Consider the following 1,552-nt stretch of genomic DNA (forward strand, 5'->3'; position numbering starts at 1 on the left):
AAATTTTATACATGTGATCAAAGACAAACGTGTCGCCGGGTTTGAAAGTTTTCGCCAGCGCGGCAAATTCGTCAGAGATGTCCTGACCGGCTTTCCAGCCAAGATCAGATGAGTGGATGATTGCCATTCTGGTTCCCTATCTACTTCTGGGGCAGCGATCATGCGACGCAAAGGCGTCTCGCATGATCCGTGGTGGGGCCCATTGATGATCATGTGTGTGAGAATAAGATAATTCAGTCCTCTTGGAGTCGGGCGAAGGTTCTTGATGCCGTCCGATACGACTTCTAAACAGGAGAACTCGTTCCAAGATCGCGCAAACATTTACACGCGGTTCAGGCGTTGCTGTTGGCTCTGCAATTTCTGTCACGTCTATACCATTGTTTCGCGTACACGGACAAAATTGATTTTTTTTATTGGCTCAAGATGGGCGAAACTGAGACATTTAAATGTCACGGGAACACGCAGATACGCCTCGGGATCAGTGCTATTCTTCACCCAAGGTGCGTGGATTAGAATGCGGTAGGGGCTAGAGAAACCAGCGCCTGTTCACGTTACAAAATGGCGTCAATCAGGTAGATATTGCTGAATATGCTCATCGCATCGAGGTCAGCAGCAGCATCGTTCACTAAAACGATTTGATCCGTGGGACCTGTGTAATATTCGCCCACAAGGATAGCATAGGATTTAAAGCCAGAGTCCGCTCCATCCGTATCACTGTAGTCCTGGGTGCCCCGTTGCTGAGATCCGTCAAGTTGAAATAGCACCTTCTTCAGAGCACCTCCCTTACCACTTTCTTTGGCGAAGCCAATATCCTGGACCTCACCTTCTGCACCGCTCTTGCAATCAAATATCAAGATGGTGCCTTCAGTGATTTTGCCATCTAGGTCCGGAGACTTCCAAGCACTGTCCTCAAGCTTGACGGTGCTTTGGTCTTTGGAAACGGTCACAGCTTCGAGCACGCCGCCCGAGCCGTTTTCACCTTTACATACAACCGGTTCCGCGGCGCAGGTTTTCTCTGCGAACGGCTTGCCACCAAGGAAATTTTCGATCCCCTTGCCGCTAAACAGGGCACCGGGCTCATTATTTTCCACCTTAGATATTCCGTCTAATGTATACTCAACACTGCCTATCTCTGCCCCATTTCCCTTAAACATGGCATACTTGGTTAAGAGGCTGCCATCAGTGAGGTTGCTGTCAATGCTGGAACCCGACCCGATCTCAGAAATCGTTTCGTCGGTATCAGGGTACGCGACGAATATATCGAGCAGAATACCTGCGTTGGTGTCCTGTGGGCTCACCAGTTCTGGAGCTTCGACAACAGGGGCAGGTGCTACCGACGGCGTGTATGAGATAGGGTCCGGATCAACAGCGGGATCGGTAGGTGCTGTGGTACCGTCAGTTGGGTATGTAACGTCCGACCAATCTGGTCCAGCCATGTTCTTGTAATAGGAGTCACTCTGACTTGGCCGGGCGCTGCCTTTTGTGACGCCAGTGCCGTTTACATCTTCAGGGGCGTAAAAACCTGTGTTTGACGTCTTGGAAAGACTGACCT

Annotated in this window: 1 protein-coding gene; it reads right to left on the reverse strand. The window is 50.3% G+C overall.

Annotated features, from left to right (window positions below; genetic code table 11):
• Positions 1–551 precede the first annotated feature (551 nt).
• A partial coding sequence (locus ACR0DO_RS19435; protein ID WP_480561081.1) for a hypothetical protein occupies positions 552–1,552 on the reverse strand: 1,001 nt, incomplete at its 5' end.

Source organism: Ruegeria sp. AM9 (assembly GCF_056540565.1).